This window comes from Chryseobacterium sp. 14P4.3.2, from assembly GCF_057799275.1.
Map to the genome: position 1 here is coordinate 68896 of NZ_JBYOKO010000015.1, position 25045 is coordinate 93940.

At 36.6% G+C, this 25045-nt stretch carries 24 protein-coding genes; 10 read left to right on the plus strand and 14 right to left on the minus strand.

The annotated features are described in order from the left end of the window. Nucleotides 1-48 precede the first annotated feature (48 nt). Nucleotides 49-915, minus strand: coding sequence for a T9SS type A sorting domain-containing protein (locus AC27VX_RS18865; RefSeq protein ID WP_488697286.1), 867 nt, complete (start codon nt 913-915; stop codon nt 49-51). 202 nt (nt 916-1117) lie between these two features. On the opposite strand from AC27VX_RS18865, the gene AC27VX_RS18870 reads away from it, so the two are divergent. Beyond that, entirely contained in the window at nt 1118-3112 is a 1995-nt protein-coding gene (locus AC27VX_RS18870; RefSeq protein WP_488697288.1) for a S9 family peptidase, read from the plus strand. A gap of 117 nt (nt 3113-3229) precedes the next feature. Next, nucleotides 3230-3721: a DNA-deoxyinosine glycosylase gene (locus tag AC27VX_RS18875; protein WP_300687245.1), complete on the plus strand. Its 492-nt coding sequence runs from the start codon at nt 3230-3232 to the stop codon at nt 3719-3721. 65 nt (nt 3722-3786) lie between these two features. On the opposite strand, the gene AC27VX_RS18880 is transcribed toward AC27VX_RS18875, so the two are convergent. The 7 genes from AC27VX_RS18880 to AC27VX_RS18910 form a co-directional block, all read right to left on the minus strand. Beyond that, nucleotides 3787-4821: a phosphotransferase enzyme family protein gene (locus tag AC27VX_RS18880; RefSeq protein ID WP_488697290.1), complete on the minus strand. Its 1035-nt coding sequence runs from the start codon at nt 4819-4821 to the stop codon at nt 3787-3789. Beyond that, nucleotides 4812-5720, minus strand: a complete 909-nt coding sequence (locus AC27VX_RS18885; RefSeq protein WP_488697292.1) for a nucleotidyltransferase family protein — start codon at nt 5718-5720, stop codon at nt 4812-4814. The genes AC27VX_RS18880 and AC27VX_RS18885 overlap by 10 nt, the downstream gene beginning before the upstream one ends. Beyond that, nucleotides 5710-7107: a Gfo/Idh/MocA family protein gene (locus AC27VX_RS18890; protein ID WP_236855246.1), complete on the minus strand. Its 1398-nt coding sequence runs from the start codon at nt 7105-7107 to the stop codon at nt 5710-5712. The genes AC27VX_RS18885 and AC27VX_RS18890 overlap by 11 nt, the downstream gene beginning before the upstream one ends. Before the next feature lie 191 nt (nt 7108-7298). Further along, nucleotides 7299-8372: a serine hydrolase domain-containing protein gene (locus AC27VX_RS18895; RefSeq protein ID WP_488697294.1), complete on the minus strand. Its 1074-nt coding sequence runs from the start codon at nt 8370-8372 to the stop codon at nt 7299-7301. Nucleotides 8373-8605: 233 nt separating this feature from the next. Further along, nucleotides 8606-10141, minus strand: a complete 1536-nt coding sequence (locus AC27VX_RS18900) for a M61 family metallopeptidase (RefSeq protein WP_488697296.1) — start codon at nt 10139-10141, stop codon at nt 8606-8608. A gap of 57 nt (nt 10142-10198) precedes the next feature. After that, complete coding sequence (locus AC27VX_RS18905; RefSeq protein WP_488697298.1) at nt 10199-10711, minus strand: AIM24 family protein; 513 nt, start codon at nt 10709-10711, stop codon at nt 10199-10201. 3 nt (nt 10712-10714) lie between these two features. Further along, entirely contained in the window at nt 10715-10891 is a 177-nt protein-coding gene (locus tag AC27VX_RS18910) for a hypothetical protein (protein WP_488697300.1), read from the minus strand. A gap of 594 nt (nt 10892-11485) precedes the next feature. Here AC27VX_RS18910 and queA point away from each other — a divergent pair. From queA to AC27VX_RS18935, 5 genes are all read left to right on the plus strand, one after another. Beyond that, nucleotides 11486-12535 carry a tRNA preQ1(34) S-adenosylmethionine ribosyltransferase-isomerase QueA gene (gene queA, locus AC27VX_RS18915; RefSeq protein WP_236855239.1) on the plus strand — a complete coding sequence of 350 codons (1050 nt, stop codon included), beginning with the start codon at nt 11486-11488 and terminating at the stop codon, nt 12533-12535. Between the two features lie 113 nt (nt 12536-12648). Further along, complete coding sequence (gene rlmN / locus AC27VX_RS18920; protein WP_236855237.1) at nt 12649-13683, plus strand: dual-specificity RNA methyltransferase RlmN; 1035 nt, start codon at nt 12649-12651, stop codon at nt 13681-13683. A gap of 74 nt (nt 13684-13757) precedes the next feature. Then, nucleotides 13758-14708 carry a sterol desaturase family protein gene (locus AC27VX_RS18925; RefSeq protein ID WP_488697303.1) on the plus strand — a complete coding sequence of 317 codons (951 nt, stop codon included), beginning with the start codon at nt 13758-13760 and terminating at the stop codon, nt 14706-14708. A 172-nt stretch (nt 14709-14880) separates the two neighbouring features. Beyond that, nucleotides 14881-15756, plus strand: coding sequence for a hypothetical protein (locus AC27VX_RS18930; RefSeq protein WP_236855235.1), 876 nt, complete (start codon nt 14881-14883; stop codon nt 15754-15756). 76 nt (nt 15757-15832) lie between these two features. Continuing rightward, nucleotides 15833-16810: a polyprenyl synthetase family protein gene (locus AC27VX_RS18935; RefSeq protein ID WP_236855234.1), complete on the plus strand. Its 978-nt coding sequence runs from the start codon at nt 15833-15835 to the stop codon at nt 16808-16810. Between the two features lies 1 nt (nt 16811). On the opposite strand, the gene AC27VX_RS18940 is transcribed toward AC27VX_RS18935, so the two are convergent. After that, nucleotides 16812-17105: a hypothetical protein gene (locus AC27VX_RS18940; RefSeq protein WP_236855232.1), complete on the minus strand. Its 294-nt coding sequence runs from the start codon at nt 17103-17105 to the stop codon at nt 16812-16814. A 136-nt stretch (nt 17106-17241) separates the two neighbouring features. On the opposite strand from AC27VX_RS18940, the gene AC27VX_RS18945 reads away from it, so the two are divergent. Then, nucleotides 17242-19674, plus strand: coding sequence for an alpha-ketoacid dehydrogenase subunit alpha/beta (locus AC27VX_RS18945; RefSeq protein WP_236855231.1), 2433 nt, complete (start codon nt 17242-17244; stop codon nt 19672-19674). Between the two features lie 133 nt (nt 19675-19807). On the opposite strand, the gene AC27VX_RS18950 is transcribed toward AC27VX_RS18945, so the two are convergent. From AC27VX_RS18950 to AC27VX_RS18960, 3 genes are all read right to left on the minus strand, one after another. Continuing rightward, complete coding sequence (locus tag AC27VX_RS18950; protein ID WP_488697306.1) at nt 19808-20188, minus strand: carboxymuconolactone decarboxylase family protein; 381 nt, start codon at nt 20186-20188, stop codon at nt 19808-19810. Nucleotides 20189-20288: 100 nt separating this feature from the next. Continuing rightward, nucleotides 20289-20897, minus strand: a complete 609-nt coding sequence (locus AC27VX_RS18955; protein ID WP_488697308.1) for a hypothetical protein — start codon at nt 20895-20897, stop codon at nt 20289-20291. 91 nt (nt 20898-20988) lie between these two features. Further along, entirely contained in the window at nt 20989-21372 is a 384-nt protein-coding gene (locus AC27VX_RS18960) for a winged helix-turn-helix transcriptional regulator (protein ID WP_236855228.1), read from the minus strand. Between the two features lie 166 nt (nt 21373-21538). Between AC27VX_RS18960 and AC27VX_RS18965 the strand changes: the two genes are divergently transcribed. Continuing rightward, nucleotides 21539-22600, plus strand: a complete 1062-nt coding sequence (locus tag AC27VX_RS18965; RefSeq protein ID WP_236855227.1) for an NADH:flavin oxidoreductase — start codon at nt 21539-21541, stop codon at nt 22598-22600. Nucleotides 22601-22785: 185 nt separating this feature from the next. Here AC27VX_RS18965 and AC27VX_RS18970 read toward each other — a convergent pair whose 3' ends face one another. Together AC27VX_RS18970 and AC27VX_RS18975 are read right to left on the minus strand one after the other, a co-directional pair. Further along, nucleotides 22786-22947 (minus strand): bacteriocin-like protein, encoded by a 162-nt coding sequence (locus AC27VX_RS18970; protein ID WP_236855226.1) that lies wholly within the window; start codon nt 22945-22947, stop codon nt 22786-22788. Between the two features lie 198 nt (nt 22948-23145). After that, nucleotides 23146-24348, minus strand: coding sequence for a C1 family peptidase (locus AC27VX_RS18975; RefSeq protein ID WP_236855225.1), 1203 nt, complete (start codon nt 24346-24348; stop codon nt 23146-23148). A gap of 166 nt (nt 24349-24514) precedes the next feature. Between AC27VX_RS18975 and AC27VX_RS18980 the strand changes: the two genes are divergently transcribed. Further along, nucleotides 24515-25033: an RNA polymerase sigma factor gene (locus AC27VX_RS18980; protein WP_236855224.1), complete on the plus strand. Its 519-nt coding sequence runs from the start codon at nt 24515-24517 to the stop codon at nt 25031-25033. The last annotated feature ends 12 nt before the right edge of the window (nt 25034-25045 follow it).

Sequence of the window (25045 nt, forward strand, 5' to 3'; positions counted from 1 at the left end):
TTTTTATTAAATATAATCCCTCATTGCTGTAATAATGGATGTATTCTTTTATTTCTTAATGAATTTCAGTAAAACCAAATCGCCCTGTGCATCTTTAAGTTTTAGGAAATAATTTCCTGAAATAAGATGATTGATAGAGATTTCTTTTGTAAACTGATCCTTTGATACTGTTTTTCCGTTAACATCTATAATCTCGTATTCCTGGAAAGGCCTGTCTGTATTTACTTTTAAAATATCTGAAACAGGATTTGGATAAACCTTGATCAAAACATCTTTACCTTTGGGTAGAATTTCCTTACTTCCTAAAAACAAGCATGAAGGCGGAGTAGAGATAATTCCATCCGTAAAATCATAGTACAAAGTACTTCCCGCCGGGATCATACCGGTACTGATCGCTTGAGGAAAATTTTCATAAGGGAAGCAGTTATTAAAACTTACATTGGCATTTTCAAAATTTCTGTTGATCCTGTACCAGCCTTCGCATCCTGCAGGCTGCATTGTCACTCCCGGCCAAAAAGCATCTATTACAAATCCGTTAATTGAATTTGGGTTAACCATATCAATCATTACACAGCTTCCGGATGTCCATGTAGTAGGAGCTTTAAAATAAATATCCGCACTAGGAATACTTCCGGTATAATATTTTTTACTGATTACAGCTGAAGATGCCCCCTGTCCGTTAACGAGAAATGCCTTGATCTCTTTATTCTGGTTAATAGGAATTTCCACACTGTTGGTTGCTGAACTTGAACTTAGTGTTGGTGTGCTTCCGTCAGTCGTATAATAAATCGTTCCGTTTCCCGTAATAGTGGCCTGATAAGAAGTATTATAATGATTGGCATAAGGACTTATCGTTATCTGCGAAAAAAACAATGATGATAAAAAGAATGACACAAGAAGAGAGATTTTTTTCATGAAAATGGGTATTAGTTTAGTTTTTATAAAATTATAAAAATTTACCAGAGCATAAATCATTTATTTCATTTTTAGAAAACTTAAATGTTAATTCTTTCGTTCATTTTATTTTAATAGTTAACTTTGGCAATCTTTGAATTTAATAAAAGGATTTATGAAATCACTCGCATCTCATAGCTCCGTTAAAAATGAATAGCAACATATGAAACTTAAGTACAGTCTGCTGGCTCTGGCAGCTCCGCTTTTAATGAACGCACAACAACTAATGACGCCTGAAATTCTTTGGACTTTGAAAAAAGTAGGAGTACAGGCAGTTTCACCGGATCAGGCTTCCCTTATTTATAAAGTTGGACAGGTAGATCTGAAAACAGAGAAAACAAAAAGTGAGAACTATTTTCTAAATGTTCTTAATAATCAGTCCTCTAAAATCGATTTCGGCAAAAAAGCGCTGATTCAGTGGGATAAGAACGGTATTTATGCGCAGGAAGGGGACAAGATCTATCTTTCTAAAGATACCGGAAAAACCTGGACAGAATTTTATACAATCGGAGAAGCTGACAATATCGTTATCTCTCCGGATGGTAAAAAAATAGCGTTCAGCAAGCAGGTTTTGGTAGAAAAATTAATGGGAAAAGATAAATATGCTGATACTCCTAAAACCACTGCTCAGGTATATACAGATCTGAACCACAGACATTGGGATTACTACAACGAAGGAAAATACAACCATGTATTTGTAGTGAATATTTCCGATAAAGCAGATGCAGCCAAGGATCTTTTGGAAGGAAAAACATGGGATTCACCTCAGAGACCTTTCGGGGGTGCTGAAGATTTTATCTGGAGCCCGGATTCTGCACAGCTTTTATACGTTACAAAACCTAAAAGCGGTAAAGAATACTCAACCAGTACAAATACAGACATCTTTGCTTATGATATGGCTTCAGGAACTACTAAAAACCTGACAGAATCAAACAAAGGCTATGATGTTAACCCTAAGTTCAGCCCGGATGGGAAATCTTTGGTGTGGCAAAGTATGGCAAGAGACGGCTATGAGGCGGATAAAAATGATGTGAAAATCATGGATTGGAAGTCTGGGAAAACAACAAATCTTACTTCCGCCTGGGATGAAAGTGTTTCAGGAGATGTTCTTTGGGGAGCAGATTCAAAAACAATCTACTTCACTGCTGCATACAGAGGAACAAAACAACTTTTCTCTTTAGATTCAAAATCTTCAAAAGTACAGCAGATTACCAAAGGAGACTTTGACGTTAATGAAATCTTTACAGATAATAAATCTTCCCTTGTAGTAGGAAGAACAGATGTAAACCATGCTACAGAACTATTCTCTGTGAACCTTAAAAATGGAGAAATGAAGCAGGTGACCGAAGCTAACAAAGATGCTTATGCTAAATTAGCCCAGGGGAAATCTGAACTGAAAATGGTAAAAACCTCAGACGGGAAAGAAATGGGAGTATGGTTCCACTATCCGCCCAACTTTGATCCGAACAAAAAATATCCTACGTTGGTATACTGCCAGGGAGGTCCACAGTCTGCACTGACACAATATTTCAGCGTAAGATGGAACTTTGCCCTGATGACCGCAAACGGTTATATCGTAGTAGCTCCAAACAGAAGAGGTATGCCGGGATGGGGTACGAAATGGAATGAAGATATTTCTAAAGACTGGGGAGGGCAGCCAATGAGAGATTATCTATCTGCAACAGATTATGCTAAAACATTACCATACGTAGATGGAGAAAGAGTAGCTGCTGTAGGAGCAAGTTATGGAGGATACAGCGTATTTATGCTGGCAGGAATTCATGAAAACAGATTCAAAACATTCATTGCACACGACGGATTATTTGATATGAAATCGTGGTACCTTACTACAGAAGAACTTTGGTTTGCCAACTGGGATCTAGGTTCACCGTGGGAAAAACCATTGCCCAAAGCATATACAGAATTTAACCCAAGTAACTTCGTAGAAAAGTGGAATAAGCCGATTATGATCGTTCAGGGAGGAATAGATTTCCGTGTACCGTACGAACAGGGGCAGGAAGCTTTTCAGGCTGCAAAACTAAGAGGACTGAAATCTAAACTGGTGTATTTCCCGAACGAAAATCACTGGGTACTTCATCCACAAAACGGATTGGTATGGCAGAGAGAATTCTTCGACTGGCTGAAGGAAACACTTTAATAATTAATGGAGAATTAAAAATTAATATTAATTCTAATATCAATAGAAACGGGCTTTGGCCCGTTTTTTTATGATTAAAAATTCAAATGGCTTTAACCAAAATTTATATATTTGAATATGCAAAACCGGATTTCTTCATTTTCTGCAATTATTGATGATCAATCTGAAATTTTGATCTTAGGATCCATTCCCGGAGTGAAATCGCTGGAAATGCAGCAATATTACGCCCATCCGCAAAACAAATTCTGGAAGATCATTTTTGAACTGCTGAAGGAAGATTTTACCGAAGATTATACGCAAAGAATTGAAACCATAAAGAAACATCATATTGCCCTCTGGGATGTCATTGACTCCTGTGAAAGAAAAGGAAGCCTGGATTCAGAAATTAAAAATGAAGAAGCCAATCAGATTGCAGAATTACTGGAAAACCACCCAAATATCAAAGTGGTTTTTTGTAATGGCGGAAAATCTTATAAAAATTTGCAGAAACTCTTGGGAAAAAATTACAGGCTGCCAGTTATTTTATTGCCCTCAACGAGCCCGCTTCATACAGTTTCCTTTGAAAAAAAGATTGAAGAATGGAAAAGGATTATTGAGTTTCTTGTATGAGAGCGTTAGAATATTGTTATTTTAAAATATTTAAAATAACTAAAGTGTTAAAAATATTTTGTAGTTTATTTACTTCCAAGATATTCTCTCAACCCTTTCAACAGGTGAAGCTGATTCTTAGTCCGGTCCAAATTATGTTCAGAATATTTTGTAGAATAATAAGTACTCCCATTCAGGTAATCGGTTAAAAAACGAAGCTCCTGAATATAAATGGCGACTTGTGCGGCATAATCAAGGTTTTGAGATTCTGATGGCGTCAATTTTTCCTTTAGATAGAATAAAAAGCCTTCTTTTACAACCTTATACATTTCTGGGTTGAAATTGTTTTCGGCACTTCCGTCATCTTCATGGGTTGTATTGGTATAGGACTGGATCATCGTTCCAAAATCATATAAAATAGTAGAAATCATCATGGTGTCCAGATCAATTACAGCTAACGGATGATGATTTTGATCGAAGAGAATATTACTTATTTTTACATCTGCATGGATGATTCGTTTCGGGATTTGATTGCTTTTCTCCATTTCTATCCAATGATCCGGTAAGGACAGAAGTTGGTTGGTGATTTCTATTTCAGCCTTTGCATTTTTTCTTAAATGAGGAGCTGCATCTTTTAGTGATTTTTTGTAATCTGCTACTCTTTTCTCAAAATTGAGAAAATCAGGAAGGGTATCTTCAATAGCAGGCAGTTTTTCAGTATTTACGATGGTAAGAAAATAACTGAAGGTTTTAGCTGCTTCAAAAGCGGTCTCTAAAGATGGAGCGGTAAGGAATGTAATACTGTTTTCCACGAAGCTTAGCATACGCCATGACTGTCCATTTGAATCTTTTACCAGAAGTTGATGGGTAAGGGAGGGGATAGGTTCTATAATTTGAAATTGATAATTATTTGACCTGAGAAGCTCATTAATCATTACATGATTCTTGATGACTACCTCCGGCTGTTTAAATACATTTTGATTGATCTTTTGCAGGATAAACTTTTCTTTCCGGTCAAGATCTTCCAAAAGGTAAGTCGTATTAATCAGTCCCTCAGTGATAGGAGAGAGGTTGTAATTATTTGAACCTATAAACTGGATAATAATATCATTTATTTCCATACATTTTCCGGATATCTGTTTTTTTGAATCTCTGCGGTCAGAAAATCTTTAATATTCTTTTTATCATCAGCATAAGTGACGCCCATCCATTTTGAAGGTGAGGACTTTACCAAAACCTTTACTTTTTTTTCATCCATCATTCTTTGTACAGCAGAAGGAATATAAAATTCCTGTGCAGGACTGGGGTCAGACTCTATAAAATCATAGAAATAGGCTTCTAATGAACAGAAAATACGGGGATGAAAAATGAAAAAATTCATTGATACCAATGTATCAGGTGATATTTCTATGTTTTTTTCATTCTCTGTATAAATGATAGAGCTGTTGATCTTTCGGATAGAAGTCTGCTCATCTACCGTGATCAGATAATTTTCATCATCCAGTGTACAGATTCCTCTTGCTACCGCCCCATGACCGCTTAATGTGGTTTCCACGGGATAAGCAATCATGCCAAACTGCGACTCGGAAATATGATGATAGTCAATTTCATGAGCCGCAATCTGATACGCTGCTTTACCATAAAAATCATCAGCATTGATCATCACGAAGGGTTCCTGTATGGTGTATTTGGCACAAAGAACAGCGTGACCGGTTCCCCATGGCTTTTCACGTTCAGAATAATCAAATCCCTGCACCGGAATACTGTTGATTTCCTGATAGATCCATTGCAGTTCAAACTCTTTTGTTTCAGATATGGTATTGAGCCGTTCAATATAACTCTGAGGAATTAGTTTATTGACAATAATAACAATTTTATTAAAGCCGGCTTCCAGAGCATCAAAAATAGAATATTCCATAATCGGAGAACCATTGCTGAGTATTCCGTCTACCTGCTTAAGGCCTTTGTAACGACTGCCCAATCCTCCTGCTAATATAAGTAAGGTCTTCTTAGAACTCATCGGTCATTCCAAATACAGGTTTACGGGTTTTCCATTTTCCATTGGTAAAATCAGGGATGTCAACTACCTGGCCGCCTTTGGCAATAGACTCTTCGCTCAATGGAGTGATAGAATACCACAAAGCAAGGTCATATACATCCATCGGAAATTCTATATTTCGTTTGATACACTCAATGAATGTATTCATCACAAAGAAATCCATTCCACCATGTCCTGCGCCGGCAGCGGTAGTCTCAAACTTTTTCCACATTGGATGATCATATTCTTTCATCCATTTTTCAGTATTATCCCAACGGTGGGTATGGTTCATTGTTTTTTCAAAATAGATGTGCCCCTGGTTGAAATCTCCCCAGCCGAAATCCTGCCACAATCCTTCAGTTCCCTGTACACGGAATCCTAAATCATAAGGTCTCTGTAAGCTGGTGTCGTGGGTTAAAAGTATTGTTTCTCCATTGGCACAGGCAATCTGTGTTGTGACAATATCTCCCTGGTTGAATTTTACTTTTGCACTTGGGTGATTTTCCCCTCCCTTAGGATGTTCTACAATATATTTATGCAGTCCCACCGATTTTGAAGAAAATGAAGATAATCTCGTTAAACGGTTTCCCCGGTTGATATCCATCATCATCGCAACCGGGCCCAGTCCATGAGTAGGATAAAGCTCCCCGTTACGTTTTACATAATGTTCGGTTCTCCATTTTGCCTCACTGAAACCTTTCTCACCAAATTCAGTTCCTGAATTGTAAGGCGTAACTCCGTCATTGAAAAGAACCCCTCTCAGATCATGCTGATAACCGCCCCTTCCATGAACCAGCTCTCCGAACATTCCTTTACGTACCATATTCAGAATAGCCATAATATCTCTTCTGTAGCAGACATTTTCCATCATGAAAATAGGAACCTTGGTTTCCTCATATACCTTCACAAACTCCCAGCAGTCCTGGAGCTTTATAGCTCCTGAAACCTCCATTCCCACAATCTTTTTAGCACGCATTGCCTCAACGCCCTGAGTAAGATGCCATTCCCATGGAGTAGCGATCACAACGGCATCTATTGCTTTTGATTTTAAAAGATTGCGATAGTCGTATTCACCATTTGAAAACTCCTGGGCAGCGGTTTTATTATTGTCTTTTAATATTTTTTGAGAGGCTGCAAGCATTCTTTTATCAGGGTCCGCAAAAGCTATGATCTCTACATCACTGCGTTTCGCCAGCAATTTTACGTGTTCCTGTCCGCGAAGCCCTACTCCAATAAAGCCGACACGGACTTTTTTATCAGTTTTAAAATCATTGGAATAGGCAAATAAAGAATTGGGTAAAACCAAAGCTCCAAAGCTTGCCAAAGTTGCAGTTTTTATAAAACTTCTGCGGGAAGTACTGTTCTCCATCTATTTTTTTCTTAAATATATTAAAACTTTTGGAGAGAGAATTGAAAGTTGAAGATGGAAATTCGAAAATTAAAAATGGCGAGTGATGAGCTTTTTTTTAAATATAATTACAGACCATTCATTTAAAATTTGTAAATGATAACCAAAAACTCATCACTCTCAACTTTCCATTTTCAATTCTTAACTCTTAACTATTTACCGTAGTACGCCATAATCAACTTCTCCCGCATTGTATTCAGATATTTGATGTCTTTTGTATTGGAGAGAATAATTAAAGTAAGGTTTTTATCTGTTAAGTGAACCCAGTTGGCACTATGCCCATAGCCTTCACCCTGACGTTCTACAAATATTGTATTGACTGATCCGAACTGTTTTGGATATACCCAGAAACCAAGAGCTGTATCTTCAAGGTTCTTATCGGGAGTAAGCATGGTTTGCAATGTATTTTTGCTGAATAAAGTAGGGCTGAAAATGGCCTGGTCAAAAATAAGAAGATCTTTAGGAGTGGAATACATTGCTCCGGCCGAATAAAAATTGTCAATATAAGTATTGGTAGGAGTATGAAGAGCAAAAGCATCTTTTTCGTCAGCACAATAGCCTTCATCAATGTTTTTAATAATATCATTATGATGCAGAAATCCGGTGTTCTGCATATTGAGCGGAATTAGGATCTGCTCTTTGAGAACCTGTTCAAAAGGCTGATGATATATTTTTTCAATAATCTTTCCGAGAAGTATGAAGTCACCATTGTTGTAGCTGAACTTCGTGCCGGGCTTGTCAACCAGTTTTTCAGAGAGGTAAGTCGTAATAAAATCATCCAGATCCCAGATGGTATTATCATAAGCCTGGTGAATAAGTTCGGGTGAGCTGAGGTCTTTGTTATCTCTGCCGCTGCTGTAGGTAAGAAGGTTTCTTATTGTTGCCTTTGTTGCGGCTTCACCTTTGTATTCTGGATAATAAGTGGAAATAGTAGCATCCAAATTAATTTTTCCCCGTTCGTAAAGCTGCATGATCAGAGCGGCAGTAAACGTTTTGGTAAGTGAGAAAATAGGAAACATGGTTTCATCGGAAAAAGGAATGTCATAATGTCGGTTTGATAAACCTTTATAAGTAAGTAATTCAACCTTTCCGCTTTTGGCGACCAATACAGAACCGTTGAAATTATCCTTTTTTACACATGAATCGATCACTTGTCTGACTTTTTGAATCTGTGGATAAGCAAGGTGAATCATCATTAATAGCAATCCTGAAAGTGTTTTTTTCATAGATAATGTATTTTGAATATAACGCTGAATTACTTCTTATTAAAGATAATCAATAATTGTATTATTTACGTTAAGGATAAGGCTTTATAGTTTAATTAAACTTGGAAGAGAGAAGATAGAAGAGGAAAACTACTGTAGTGAGTGGTCTTCCTCTTTTATCTATTTAAAGACAATTTCATTTATTCCTTTTATAATAAAATGCCTGTAAATTCAGGAATGATATGACATAAGATTTATTGACCTAACCATGCTTTCCTTAAAGCTAACTGTTTTGAATCAGGGTTAGGTAAAAGACTAACTTTTCCTGTAGATTCATCATAGTTGAAACCAGCTTTTGTAAGATATTCTTTCAGAGGAACAGGTTGAGTACCTTCTATAAAATCTTTAAAAAATGTACGTATTTCCGGGTAAGTCATTTTTGCAATTTCATCAAAAAGCTCATCATCATTGAAGTATTTACCTTTTCCGTATTTCTTCATCAACATCTGCATTAGATTCTGAGTACCTATTTTCCCATCAGAAAGTTCTCTTAATCTGATATCTAAACATAAGCCTAGTAAGGCTCCTTTTTGATAGAAATTCATATACTGATCCTGTCTTTCCATTGCATTCTTACTCAGATCCGTAAAAGACAGTTTGTTGTCAAACTCTTTCATGCCTTTTATTTTTTCTTCCAGGCTTTTTTCAAAGTCGTCCAGACTGATCATTTTTTGTTTTATAGGCATATGGATGGTGGCATATTCCGTCATACCTTCATATAACCACAGATGTTTGGACATAACAGGATTGAGAAAATCATAATGCTGAATTTCTTCTGAATGGATGTTAAGAGGAGTGATGATATGGAAAAACTCATGAGAAGCCACTCTGCTCAAAGCATCAGGGAGAAAATTCATATTTCCGGCACTGTACAGGCATATTGTAGATTTGGAATGTTCCAGGCCGTCTCCCATATATCCTCTTTCATTTGAAGATTCATAATAGATCAGGAAAGCATATTTATTTACCGGTAAGGTTCCTCCCAGATAAGCCTGCTGGTTTTTTAAAATAGTTTCCAGCTCCCGGGCTATTTTCTGTGAATAATGACGTTCTTTTTTATCGTAAAATGATACTAGTACTTCGGTATGGCCTATTTTAATCCATGTCGTATCAGGAACACAATATAAAACGGGAGAGTCCACGAGTTCCCGGTAATCTTTTGCCCAAACAATATCTGTATTTTCATTTTTCTTTTTATAATCCAATGCAGAAGAAGCATAAAAGTCTTTGTTTTTTGTAACCTTAATTTGGTAAGGAACATCTTTTATTTCTTCAAAATATCCTACTAAAGAATTATAATTGATAACGGAAACACTATCTTTTTTAAACATACTGCCGGGAGATTTTGCCCCTTGGGTATCCTGTTTTAAAGAGTTCCATCCACCTGCTACCTGATATGATATTTTGCTGACATGCTTAAGGTCCTCTACCAGCCAGCTGTTTTTATCCAAACGTTCCGTAGCTATTTTTTTGCCATTTTTATCAGTCGCAGTGAAGTTCGAAATATATTGCCCAAAATCCATAGCCTGATAAAATCCAGGGACCAGTTTGGGAATAATAAACTTCCCTTGTTTAAGATTATTCCTGGGCGGAGTAAAAGAAACAGATACCTCATTATCTGACATATGAAGAAGATCTATATTGTATTCGTACTTTTTCTTTGAGGTCTGGGCAATGATTATATTGGGAAATATAATGATTACAAAGAATAGTTTTGCAAGTGTTTTCATATCATTATGATTTCATGTACTCTGTATATTCAAAATTACTTTTAATAATTGTCTACTTTATTTTTCCATATAATAGACTTCTTCATAAGGCTGTATTAAGACCCATCCATGTCCGGAAAACTTCATTTGAAACTCTTCACCGCTTCCTCTTCCGATAAGGCTTTTGAAAGAAACATTGGTTTTCAGCTCAGGATTCAGGTTTCCGGACCATGCCACTGTTGCGTTGGGATCTGTGAAAACCTGACTGTCCGGAGTAACCAGCAAAGTCAAAGGATCTCCGTGTGTCGTTATGGCAATATGCCCCGTTCCCGAAAGTTTCACCTGGAAAAGACCGCCAGACATCATACCTGCAATGCTTTTAAGCATGGTAATATCACTTTTTACACTTTGTTCATGCGCTAAGACATCATTTCCGTTCACGCATACCGATTCATTATTCAAATAAAGAATACGTACTTTTTTCCCGGAGTCTGCTACATACAGTTTTCCTGTTCCTTCTGCTTTCATCAGCTTGCTTCCTTCACCACTGATGGCTTTCTTCAAAAGATTTCCAATACCTCCGGAGAGCATTCCCTATCTTTCGAAGCTGATATTTCCAACATAGCTTACCATACTGCCTCTCTTTGTCCATACCGCCTGGTTATTCAGATTGATTTCCAAAAGATGTTTGGTTTCCAGCTCAAAGTAGTCTCTTTGCTGAGGATTTTCTTTCGTCTCGTTGATGAATGCTTCTATAGAATATTTACTCATGCTTATATTTTTTTATCCGTTGTTTTTATAGTGTTGCTGTCTTATTTTGTCGAGTTTACCCCCTCTTTTGTTACATTTAATATTCAGATTTACCAACTAAATACTTTTTAAACCGGACAAGTTCTGCTAAAAATACTTAGCTGTTTTTTCATTGATGATGGTTTAGGATCATGTATTCATTGACTATTAACTGCAGAAATTATAGTTCTTCTATACGATGTTGAAGCCTTATAAGGTATGTTTTCACCTTCTTAAGTGCTTTATTATGGTTATTTATATAATAATTTTCAGTTTTTAAATGGAAACCAAAGTATTATAGATCTATCCTTTTCAAACTATCATATCCAGTTGAAAGTAGTAATGATATGTTCACCAGAATGCAGATTATTAAATAAATAGATTTTGCAGATAGGTAGGATACCGAAATTTAATTTTTGCCAAAATAGCCTTTCTGACGTGTTAAATACCCCATAAAATGAGCGTTTTGAATTTGATTGTAAATAATACTTGACAAAGGGGTGTTCAATGTCGTATATTTGCACTCCGAAAATTACACCAAGTAATTTCAATAATTTTTAAACCGTAATTTAAAAAATGAAAACATCAGATTTTAATTTTGATCTTCCTGCGGAATTATTAGCAGAGCACCCATCAGAGCACAGAGATGAAGCAAGATTAATGGTTCTTGATAGAAAAACACAAACTATCGAGCACAAATTATTCAAAGATGTGGTGGATTATTTTGATGAAGAGGATTTGTTCATCTTCAACAATACTAAGGTTTTCCCTGCACGTCTTTATGGAAATAAAGAAAAGACAGGTGCTAAAATTGAAGTTTTCCTTTTAAGAGAACTTGATAAAGAAACCAGAGTATGGGATGTGTTGGTAGATCCGGCAAGAAAAATCAGAATTGGTAACAAATTATTCTTCACTGAAGACGAATCTTTGGTAGCTGAGGTTATTGATAACACTACTTCAAGAGGAAGAACACTTAGATTCTTATTCGATGGTTCTTACGACGAATTCAGAACAAAACTAAAAGAATTGGGAGAAACTCCACTTCCAAAATATATCAAAAGAGCAGTAGAGCCGGAAGATGCAGAAAGATATCAGACGATCTATGCTAAAATAGAAGGAGCAGTTGCTGCACCTACAGCAGGTCTTCACTTCTCAAGACATTTGATGAAAAGATTAGAGATCAAAGGAATCAATTTTGCTGAAGTTACTCTTCACGTAGGATTGGGAACCTTCAACCCAATTGAGGTAGAAGATCTTTCTAAGCACAAAATGGAGTCTGAAGAGATCATCATTGATGAGAAAAATGCTGATATCATCAATAAAGCTGTAGATTCTCACAGAAGAGTATGTGCTGTAGGTACTACTACAATGAGAGCTTTAGAAACATCTGTTTCTTCAAATAAAAAGATCTCTGCTTTCAACGGATGGACTAATAAATTTATTTATCCACCTCACGATTTCGGAGTGGCGAACTCAATGATCACTAACTTCCACACACCGAAGTCTACATTATTGATGATGATTGCTGCATTTGCAGGAAGAGACTTCGTAATGCATGCTTATGAAGAAGCCGTAAAAGAAAAGTATAAATTCTATTCTTACGGTGATGCAATGTTAATTCTATAAATTATGTAGTAATGTAGAATGTACAAAGTAGATGTGTTTTTTTAATTGCTTTTAAATTAACAGAATACATTCAGAATATTACTTTGTACATTTTACATTATACTTTTACAACAATGAAAGATATTCGTATATTATCACTAGACCAGCTTAAAGACTACTTTGAATCTTTGGGGGAAAAGCCGTTTCGTGCGAAACAGGTCTATGACTGGCTATGGAGTAAAAACCTCCATTCGATCGATGAAATGACGAATCTTTCGAAGTCTCTTCGTGAAAAAATTTCGGAAGAATATACCATTAACCCTGTTTCCGTAGATCTTCTTCAAAAAAGCTCAGACGGAACCATTAAAAACGGTGTGAAGCTTCATGACGGATTAATGGTGGAATCTGTTCTGATTCCAACAGAAACAAGAACTACAGCTTGTGTATCTTCACAGGTAGGCTGCTCGTTAAACTGCGAATTCTGCGCTACAGCAAAACTGAAAAGGATGAGAAACCTTGAAGTTGCTGAAATTGTAGATCAGGTTGCGTTGATTGACAGCCAAAGTAGAATGTATTTTGACAGACCCCTTTCCAATATTGTATTTATGGGAATGGGAGAACCGATGATGAACTACAAAAATGTAGTGGAAGCCATCAAAAAGATTACCCAGCCGGAAGGATTGGGAATGTCTCCAAGAAGAATTACCGTTTCTACATCCGGAATTCCAAAGATGATTAAAATGCTTGCCGATGATGAGCTGCGTGTAAAACTGGCACTGTCTCTTCACTCTGCTATCGAGTCAAAGCGTAATGAAATTATGCCTTTCTCAGACAAATTTCCATTGACGGATATTATGGAATCTCTTCAGTATTGGTATCAAAAAACCGGTTCTGTAGTTACTTTTGAATATTGTGTTTGGAAAGGTATCAATGACGGAGACGAAGACATTAAAGCTTTAATCAAATACTGTAAACAGATTCCTTCTAAAGTAAATCTCATCCAGTACAACCCGATTGGAGATGGAAAGTATGACCAATGCAACAAACAGGCGGAAGAAAACTATATCCGGCAGCTTGAAAATGCAGGTATTACAGTAATGGTAAGAAGAAGCCGTGGAGGTGATATTGATGCTGCCTGCGGACAGTTAGCCAACAAAGCAACAGATTAAAATTTCCTTAAAAAAATCCCAAAATCGCCCTGTAAAATAGCTCAAAGTCCTAACTTTGCACAAATTATTTTGTGATGATGGATTTTATAATGAGCGAGAACGGGCTGGAAAATGTTTATGCATGGTCTATTCCATTGCATGCAACGGTTATTTTAGCTGAAATGATTTACAGCCACGTTTCAGAGGCTAAGCTGTATAGTGGGAAAGACCTTGTTACGAATGTTTATCTGGCATTGATGAACTTTGGTCTGGACCTCATCATGAAGGCGTTTGCAATGGGAGTAATGTTCTTCTTTTATACTCACAGACTTTTTTCATGGGACCTTAGCATCTGGTATCTGTTAGCCTGTTTTATAATTACAGACTTTGCTTACTATGTACTGCATTATGTGGACCACCGATCCAGAGCATTCTGGGCCGTTCATATTACCCATCACAGCTCAGAATATTTTAACCTGACAACAGGATTCAGAAGTCCTGTATTGCAGCCGCTTTACAGATATTTATACTTTTCGCCCCTGGCATTTTTAGGGTTTAATCCCTGGCATATTATGGTAGCTTATGCTATCGGGCAGGTTTATGGAACATGGGTACACACGCAAACCGTAAAGACTATGGGGTTTCTGGAATATATTTTGGTAACTCCTTCCCACCATCGTGTACATCATGCCTGTAACGTGAAATACCTGGATAAAAATATGGGTATGTGCCTGATTATCTGGGATAAGATATTTGGAACCTTTCAGAAAGAAGACCCCAATATTCCGGTCAAGTATGGTATCTATCCCAAAATGCCGGACAACAGACCGGATACCGTTCTTTTTTATGAATGGAGAAAAATCTGGAAAGATCTTAAACAGCCGGGATTAAAATTCACGGACAGAATCAATTATATTTTTAATTCTCCGGGATGGAGACATGACGGAACGGGAAAGACGGTAAGGCAATACCAGAAAGAGTATTTCGCAAGACAGGCTGGAAAGAAAGAACAACAGGAAAATCAGAAAGAGCAGAAAACTGCTTAACTTCTTTTTTATATCAATAGAAATCTAAGGAAAAACGGGCTTTTTAGCCCGTTTTTCTGTTGTATAAATAAAAAAACAAGAAAAAGTCCGCAAATAAGTTGATTCTTGCTTATCAGTTTTCATAATCCTAACCTCTTACCCCTACCTCAATCAAAAGCCCTATTTTTGTTTTATGAAAAAATTTCTTCTGATTATCACTCTTATCATTGCTCAGTCTGCATTTTCACAGCAGACCGATTTTCTGAAAATAAAAAAATACAGAGTCAGCCATTTAGACGACAGAATTCAGGAAACTTCCGGTCTTAATTTTTTGAATGGAAGACTTTTTACATTCAATGACAGCGGGAATGCACCGGAACTGTTTGAAATCAACAGAACATCGGGTGAGATCGTCAATGTTTTAAAAGTTAATGGTAAAAATAAAGACTGGGAAGCCCTCACCAGTGATGGCACTCATTTTTATATAGGAGATTTTGGAAATAACGGAGGGAGGAGAAAAGATCTTGAAATTTATAAAGTACTTTTTCAAAATGACAGTCTGCAGAATAGCAGTATCAGAAAAATTCAGTTTCAGTATCCGGAACAGGAAGACTACACTTCCGGGTATCTGCACACGGATTTTGACGGGGAGGCGATGGTATTTGCCCACGGAAAACTTCATCTTTTTACGAAAGAATGGACTTCAAAGGCAACGACACATTATGTGATTGATCCTGAAAAATATGAGAAACAAGATGCTGTAAAGATAGAATCTTATAGAACCAATTTTGTGGTCACAGACGCCTCTTATTTTGAAAATAAACTCTATCTGGTGGGATACACAAAGAAAACAGAGGTTTTTCTGGATGTGTTCACAGAAACGGAAGAAGGTATATTCTTCAAAGAAGCTCCCAAGCACTATTATCTTGGAAGTGCATTGTCAATAGGTCAGATCGAGGGAATTGCCGTAGATGAAACCGGAATCTATATTTCAGGAGAAAAGTTCAAATCTCCCTTAGGAAGTACAAAACCGTCATTCTATTTTATTCCAAAAGATCAACTCAAATAGTAATTTTATCTTAAAATTGAACTAAAAAAATTATCTTTGTGAGAATTAATAATTATTCACCCAGCATTCGCAGATTGTGGCAAATACAGTAGAAGAGATTAAACGACCGATCAATGATGAAATGAAACTTTTTGAACAGAAGTTTTATGAATCAATGCAGAGTAAAGTAGCTTTATTAGATAAAGTAACCCGTTTTATTGTGACCACCAAAGGAAAACAGATGCGTCCTATGTTTGTATTTCTTTGTGCTAAACTGGTAGGAGAGGTGACGGAAAAAACATATCGTGGCGCTTCCATGATAGAACTCATCCATACAGCAACTTTAGTACATGATGATGTGGTGGATGAAAGTTTCAAGAGGCGTAATTTCTTTTCTATCAATGCTTTGTGGAAGAATAAGATTGCGGTTTTGGTAGGGGATTACCTTTTGTCCAAATCGGTACTGTTATCTACAGATCATAAAGACTATGATCTGTTGGGTGTGATTTCAAGAACAATTCGTGAGATGTCTGAAGGTGAGCTTCTTCAATTGGAAAAGGCCAGAAAATTAGATATTACAGAAGATGTTTATTATGAAATCATTCGTCAGAAAACAGCTACCTTAATTGCGGCATGCTGTGAAATAGGAGTGCTTTCCAACACTACAGATGAAGCGCTTGCCAAAAAAATGCAGGACTTCGGTACTTATACAGGAATGGCTTTTCAGATCAAAGATGACCTTTTTGATTATCTAAGCTCCAATGTAATTGGTAAACCTGTAGGAATAGATATTAAAGAACAAAAAATGACCCTTCCTTTGATTCATACTTTGAAAATAGCTGAAGAAAAGGACAGGAAATATTATTTCGATACAATAAAACGCTATAATAATAATCCCAAAAGAGTTAAAGAACTTATTGAATTTGTTAAAAACTCAGGAGGATTGGAATATGCAATTACGGTGATGAAAGACTTCCAGCAGAAAGCCAAGGATATTCTTAATGAATTTCCGGATTCTGAAGCAAGAACATCGTTACATATTATGCTTGATTATGTAATTGAAAGAAAATTTTAAATTAAATAATTTTAAGGGTTACAATAATAACGGCTAGAACTATACAAAATAAAGCGATTAAAAATAAATAATCCGCAATAGTCTCAAATGTGTATTCCCGCTTTCCATGGCTTGTTCTGATAGCCAGAAACGAGAAGAAGCAGCTGCACGCGAAAAGGATACAGGCAAACCCTGCAAATTCATCCAGATACGTACTCTGACTTATTCTAGCGATTTTCAAAGAGGTTATAATAATCAATGAAAATCCTAAAAGATTGCTTGAAGCATTCAAAATATGAGGTGACTTTTTTTCCATCTGTACAATTTTTTTCAAAATAAAGCACAATTTTTATTATTATCAAATTTTTAAAAAAGATTATTAAAAATTAAAATTAATTTAAAAAGTGTATATTAGCAAAATACTTGAAGAATAAAAACTTTTTTACTTAGCTATGCAAACAACCTATATTGAAACACAGCAAATATCCTTTCAAGATTTTAAAAATCAAATACTTGATGACTACAAGTTAGGAAGAATTTCTCGGGAAATGTCTTATCTTGGAAGAAGAGAAGTACTAACGGGGAAAGCTAAATTTGGAATTTTTGGGGACGGTAAGGAACTTCCTCAGCTGGCAATGGCAAAAGTTTTCAGAAATGGAGACTTCCGTTCAGGATATTACAGAGACCAGACTTTTGCATTGGCAATAGATGCTCTTACAGTAGAAAGTTTCTTTGCACAAATGTATGCAGATACTAGTGTGGAAAGAGAACCTGCTTCCGCAGGAAGACAAATGAACGGGCACTTTGCAACAAGAAGTTTAAATGAAGACGGAAGCTGGAAAGATTTAACAGCACAGAAAAATATTTCCTCCGATATTTCTCCTACAGCGGGTCAGATGCCAAGATTATTAGGATTGGCTCAGGCTTCTACAATTTATAAAAGTGTAAAATTCGAAGGTTCTGAAAAGTTCTCAAGAGAAGGTAACGAAATTGCTTTCGGAACGATTGGAGATGCTTCTACCGCAGAAGGTCATTTCTGGGAAACATTGAATGCTGCATGTGCACTTCAGGTTCCTATGATTGTTTCAATCTGGGATGACGGATATGGAATTTCGGTTCCTACAAAAAATCAGAGAGCAAAAGCTGATATCAGTGAAATGCTAAGCGGTTTTCAGAGAAAAGAGAATGAGAATCAGGGATGTGAGATTATTCAGGTAAAAGCCTGGGATTATCCTGCTCTATTGGATGCGTATGCTAAAGCAGAACATTTTGCAAGAACTGAAAGCGTTCCTGTAGTTGTTCATGTAATAGATGTTACCCAGCCTCAGGGGCACTCTACATCAGGATCTCACGAAAGATATAAAAATGAAGAACGTCTTGCCTGGGAAGCTGAGTTTGACGGATTGGCAAAATTCAAAGAATGGATTCTTAATTATTCCATTGAAATTGACGGGAAAGAGGAAGTTATTGCAACTACTGAAGAGCTGACTGCAATTGATGATGAAGCCAAAAAGATTGCAAAAACCGGACAAAAAATTGCCTGGGAAAATTATCAGAAATCAATTACAGAACTTACTCAGTCTATTGTACCTTTAGTGGAAAATCTTAAAGGACAGAATGCTGAAGTTGAACAATTTATCACTCAGTTTAATAAATTGGTTTCTAAAGCTAAAAAAGATGTATTCCATTTGGTAAGAAAATCTTTACTGGCAACCAGAGGAACAAATTCTCCGGAAAGAAATCAGCTGATTCAGAAATACAATGAGGTAGCAGAGATCGAAAAAGATAACTATTCTTCTCATTTATATTCTCAGTCTGAGTGGAAGGCAGAAAATATCAAAGAAATCAAGCCGGTATACTCTGAAAGTTCTGAAGATGTAGACGGAAGAGTGGTGATCAGAAACAATTTTGACAAAATTTTTGAAAAATACCCGGAAACATTAATCTTTGGTGAAGATGCCGGAAATATCGGTGACGTAAACCAGGGGTTGGAAGGAATGCAGGAGAAATACGGTGCATTACGTATCGCAGATACCGGAATTCGTGAAGCTACAATTCTTGGACAGGGGATTGGAATGGCAATGAGAGGACTAAGACCCATTGCTGAAATCCAATATCTGGACTATGTTCTTTACTGTTTACAGGGAATGAGTGATGATCTGGCAACAGTACAATACAGAACCAAAGGAGGTCAGAAAGCTCCGTTGATCATCAGAACAAGAGGTCACAGATTAGAAGGAATCTGGCATTCAGGTTCGCCAATGGCAGGAATTCTAAACCTTTCAAAAGGTATTTTAGTATTGGTTCCCAGAAACCTTACAAAAGCAGCAGGATTCTACAATACAATGCTTCAGACAGACGAACCTGCAATCATTGTAGAATGCCTGAACGGATACAGACTGAAAGAAAAACAGCCTGATAACCTGGGTGAATTCACTGTTCCTGTAGGTAAAATTGAAGTAACTAAAGAAGGTAAAGACGTTACATTAGTAACTTACGGTTCTACATGGAGAATTGTAACCGAAGCAGCTAACGAACTTGAGAAATTAGGTATTTCTGCAGAAGTGATTGATATCCAGTCATTGATTCCTTTCGATTTATCTCACGAAATTGCTGAAAGTGTTAAGAAAACGAACAGGCTAGTAGTGATTGACGAAGATGTGGAAGGTGGAACTACAGGATTTATCTTACAGCAGATCTTAGAAAAGCAGAAAGCATTCAGACATCTGGATTCAGATCCGTTGACGATCTCCGCAAATGATCACAGACCAGCGTATGCAAGTGATGGTGATTATTTCAGTAAGCCGTCTACAGACGATATGGTAGAAAAGATCTACGCTATGTTTAACGAAACAAATCCTCAGAAATATCCTGCGATATTCTAATAAGGATTAAGTATAAATACAAGAACCGCTTTCATAATCTGGAAGCGGTTCTTATTTTTATAATAATGAAATCAGCTGTACAAAGCTTTCTTGAAAATCATTCTTCTTCAGCCAATGTAATCTGCAGCTTATTTCAAGTATTCATTAAGGTAATATTGGCCGTTAATTCCACGATTTCCCTTTCTGTAAAATGCTCCTTAAGCTTTTCTTTAATTTCATACCAATCATTGCTGTTGCTGATAACGGCTTCAGCCCAACCTAAAACGAGCTTTTGTTGATGATCGAAGACTTGGGTATGTTTCCAGTCGGGAAGCCTGTTAATGATGTCCCATTCAAAACCAAAGTTGGAGAGTTCTTTCACATGATAAATGCAGCAATACGCGCACCCGTTGATTTGAGATATCCGTAACTCCACCAGAGCAATCAGTTTTTCATCAATACCGGATTTTCGTATGCTGGTATGGACCTTATACAGGTGGCCAATGGTTTCTTTAGCAATTTCTTTGTAATTCATAATGAAAATTTTCTTACAAAGTTGAAGGAGAAATCGCTCAGAAACTACATACTTAATTTTTGGTTCTATACTTACCTTTTGAAAGTATCCTTACAGAATGCTAGTAAAATTGTTTTATACTTTCAATGGTTTTTGTCTCTTGATCAACAAATAAATAGACCCATCCGGCATCATGGAAAAGGTCGGAATTTTTAATTTCTATTTGCCCTAAAAAGAACAGAGGTTTGTCGTTTTTTATTAACCAGTCTGGGTTCTGGATCCATTTGGGAGGTTTAGTCTGATATTTGAAAAGCTCGGCATAACGTTGTTTAATGTACTGTTTCTGTTCAGTTTTTGAAAGTGTTTTGTCTTTAGGTAAAATGTATTTTTCAATAAATTCTGTTCCGGCATTTATGTACTTTGGGCTTGTACAGAGTAGAAGATCATACTCATCAGAATACTTTGCTGATGGAGTGACTTCAATTCCGGTTTTTGTAAGAAATAAACTGACAGTTCCCTGAGCATTTAACTTGCCGGAGACACTTTTATAATTCTGTTCAGCTAAATATAAAAATGGAGTAGTATCCTGCAGATATGTTCCACGCCAATTAGGCTTAGGATCTGAAAGCAGCTTTTCTAAATCCTTATTGGTATAAAGCTGTTGCTCAAAGTCTTTTTCAGATATTTTACCTCCAACAAAATCTCTTAAAATCTGTATTTCGTTTTCCATTTTCCAATGTTGTTTACCCGTAAAATTATCGTTACTCAAATATAAAATGGGTTCTTATTTATCCTGTTACTGTTTGTTAAAATAAATCTGGTTAAACATTGACAGCCTTTTGCGTCTCCTTTTTCACTATGCTGCAATCCTCAGAATATAATCCTTTTACCTGATATTTTGCTTCCCATTCTTCCAGTAAATATAAGATAGGTAAGAGTGCCAGCCCTTTTTCTGTAAGAGAATATTCTACTCTGGGAGGAAGTTCCTTAAATTCTTCACGGATAATCAGACCATCGGCTTCCATTTCACGCAGTTGATCCGTTAAAACTTTTCTGGAAATTACATTAATTCGGACTGCCAATTCTCCAAAACGTAACTTCCGGTCCTTAATAACCAGTACAATAATAGGTTTCCATTTGCTTCCCAGGGCGGCCATTGCCTTGCCCAGAGGACAGCTGTATTGCATCAATTCGTTCTTTTTCATACAGAGATATTTATTTTTTAAAGGCATATGGAACAACGCTTCATACGTTACTTTAATGTTACTAATGTAAGTTACTGCGAAGTTACCACTATTTTTTTAATGAAAGATACAAAAACGAACTATTATTAGTTACTTTGTGTAACAATTATAAAATGCAATATTAAATATGAGCACATCATCATTATTTAAACCGTTTCAGTATAAGAATTTAGAGCTTAAAAATAGAATTGTAATGGCTCCTATGACCAGAGCACAGTCAGACAATGGAGTTCCTACACAGAATATAGCAGACTACTACGGAAGAAGAGCCGCTTCGGAAGTAGGATTGATCCTGTCAGAAGGGACTGTTATCAACAGACCTGGATCAAAAAATTTACAGAATATTCCGGATTTTTACGGAACAGAAGCTTTAAACGGCTGGAAAAATGTCATTGATACTGTACATCAGAATGGCGGGAAAATGGGCCCTCAGATCTGGCATGTAGGTGATACCAGAACGTCAGAAGATTACCCGTTGACCTCTATGGAAAAAGCTTCAGCAATGACTATTGAAGATATTCAGGATACCATTGCTCAGTTTGCGGCATCGGCAAAATCTGCAAAAGATCTTGGTTTTGACTGTCTTGAAATTCATGGTGCTCACGGATATCTTATCGACCAGTTTTTCTGGGAAGTAACCAATACAAGAACAGACGAATATGGCGGTAAAACGTTGAAAGAAAGAAGCAGATTTGCTGTTGACGTAGTTAAAGCCATCAGAGCAGCAGTAGGAGAGGACTTTACCATTATCATTCGTCTTTCACAATGGAAACAACAGGATTATAAAACTAAATTGGCCTTTACTCCTAATGAAATGGAAGATTGGTTATTACCTTTAAAAGAAGCCGGAGTAGACATTTTCCATTGCTCACAACGTCGTTTCTGGGAACCGGAATTTGAAGGCTCAGATCTAAACTTTGCAGGATGGGCTAAAAAAATTACCGGACAGCCAACTATTACAGTAGGATCTGTAGGATTAAACGGGGATTTCCTTAATTCCTTTGCCGGTGAGGGAACAGAAAAAAAAGACCTTACAGACCTGATCAGAAGACTTGATAATGAGGAATTTGATCTCGTTGCAGTAGGAAGAGCTATTCTACAGGATTACCAATGGGTAAAAAAAATCAAAGAAGGAAATACAGAAGAACTTCTTGATTTTTCAGCAGCAAGTATGGGCGTATTATTCTAATGTGAATGGGAAAGAATGAATCAGCTTCATAGTTAATTTTTTACAGCATATTGTATTCACAGGCGAAGTAAAATTGACGATTCACCATTCATATTAATCATCATAATTCACTTTATTTTATATTTAATTTTCACCTATTTATTAAAAACCGGTCTTCAGAATTTCTGAAGACCGGTTTTGTCATTTTAAAATCTACATCCGAGTTCTGCCGGTTCACAGGACCAATAAGCAGGAAATCCATCTTCAGCTTTATGACGGCAAGCAATTTGTCCGCCTTCGCAGGAAGGAGCATTTCCACCATTGATTTTTCTCAATTCTGATTTTGCTAATTTCTTTAGATTTTTCATTTTTAATAATTTGTTGGTTGTTACAAATGTAATATTTTTTTGAAATACGGCAATACTTTGCACTGAAATGTGAATATATGTAGTTGCCAGAAAATAATTACAAAAGCAAACGCGCTCCCGGAATTTCCGGGAGCGCGTTTTTAACAGATTTAAATATCTAAAACCATCATAATATAAATGGTAGAAGTGATTTATTTTTTACAGACCAATGTTCTTCGTTGGTTTCAACTGCTTAAGGATGCTCTTTGGAATTGCATTCTTGTGAACCAGAATAGCGGTTGATTTGTATTCAACATAAGGTCTTGTTACATACAGGTATCCTGCGAAGTCATTCGTTACTCCCCATGAATTTTTTACCATATAATATTCTTTGCCAGTCTGGTCTTTTGCCAAACCTACAATATGCATACCGTGGTCATCAGTGGTAGAAAGATTGTTAAGAGCTTTCTGACGCATATCTTCAGAAATGGTTTTATCCTTTTTAGGCTCTGTAAACAAAGTCTGCTTATTCTCAGCATTGATTTGATCTAAATCCATATCCGGAACATAAGCCACCCCGTTTTTGTAAGAGAAATAAGGCTCTGAAACATCAGTAGCCCAACCTACAGAATATCCTTTAGCCACTGCATTGTCAATAATTGCAGTAAGGTCTTTCATCGGAACGTTCCAGTCAGAATCATGGCTCCAGTTATCAGGAATAGGCACTACAAATTTCTGATAATAAGGATAATCTTTATAAGAAGATAATTCTACATAATCATCAGCATTGATTCCCACCACTTCTTTAGCAAAAGTTTTAGGAGTATAGTTCTTTCCTTCATAAGTGAAGGTAGAAGGTACTTTTCCCAGATATTCATCAAGAATAGCATCTACAGAATTCATCCAGTTATCAGAAAGTTTTCCTTTGGAAGATGCCTGAACAAGGCTGTCAAGAGCCGTTTTCAGTTTTCCCTGCATTTCCTTGAAGTTATTGGTTGTTTGTCCGGCTTTTAATCCCGTATAAACATCCTGAGGTACCGCACCGTACTTTTTGTACATATTGATAACGTCATGAAGTTCTCCTCCGTCACCCCAGCTGATAGCACCTCCATTCAATACATAAAGCTTTGCTTTATCATGATAAGAATTTCTCGCTGTAAAGATTTCGGCCAGATCTACAGGTTTTTTGCCCATTCTCTGCATTTCAGATTCAAGGAAAGAGTTTCCTGAGTAGCTCCAGCAGGTTCCTGATGAACCTTGGTTTTTTACAGAAGTTGCACCAACGTCTTTTAACGTTGTGAACTGAAAATTAGCATTTTGTGAGTGGTTGTTTTTTAACTTATTGATTAAGTCATCTTGGGCAAACATCATACTTCCTGCAGACAAAACAAAAAGTAATGATGCAATTTTCGAATTTTTCATTACTATAAAAAGATTATTTGTATTAATAGTCGTTAATATTAAAGATTTGTTACAAGGGGAAAAGTTAAATCAGAAATTAAAAAAAAGTGCTATTTTACTGAAAAAGTTTCCCATGTTTCCAACCTGTTCAAAAGTTTCTGCATCTATAATGGTATAACTCCTGACTATGGAAAAAGAATTATTAATAGAATGCCAGCGCAGTGACCGCAATGCACAGCGGAAGATCTACGAGAAAATGGCCGGTAGGATGTACTCTGTCTGCAGACGTTATCTGAAAAATGACGAAGATATAGAAGAAGTATTAGCCGATACATTTTACAAAATCTTCACGAAAATCAGCCAGCTTCAGAATCCTGATACTTTTGAATCCTGGGCCAAAAAAATTGCCGTAAACGAATGTCTGCAGAAATTACGAAGTAATAAAGCCCTGTTTATTTCCCTGGAAGATCATTTTATGGATTCCTTAGAAGGAAATACGGAATATCTTTCGTTTGAAAAAGATATTCTGAGCCTGCTGAATTTCCTTCCGGAAGGATGCAGAGCTATTTTCAACCTATTTGCCATTGAAGGCTATCCGCATAAGGAAATAGCAACGATGCTTTCCATTAGCGAAGGAACTTCAAAATCCCAGCTCAATTTTGCACGTAAAAAGCTGCAGGAACTCTTAGTGAATCAAAACATTTAAACTTTTACATCA